This is a genomic window from Sporosarcina sp. USHLN248 (assembly GCF_037144575.1).
Lineage (GTDB): Bacteria > Bacillota > Bacilli > Bacillales_A > Planococcaceae > Sporosarcina > Sporosarcina contaminans.
The window spans coordinates 1-223 of sequence record NZ_JBBCZC010000135.1; the positions used below are offsets into that span (position 1 = coordinate 1).

Genomic DNA, 223 nt, shown 5'->3' on the forward strand with positions numbered 1-223 from the left:
TGTATAGACATCATTCTCTTCATCATACTGCCAGTTTGCTGCGTTGAACTTGTTCTGTTTGTATTTCTTCTCTTGTTCTTTTATGTACATTCCATACGTGATTAAAGCCTCACGTTTCCGGTTCGAGAGGATGTCGTCATAATTCTGTTCACTGCCGTATCCCGCGTCTGCGACAATGTGCTTCGGTAATTCAAAATAATCCTGCTCGATTATGTCCAGGAAG

Annotated in this window: 1 pseudogene; it reads right to left on the bottom strand. The window is 41.7% G+C overall.

Going from position 1 to position 223, the window contains the following annotated elements:
- Window positions 1-223, bottom strand: a pseudogene (locus WFH04_RS18250) (IS5/IS1182 family transposase); the annotation flags it as partial.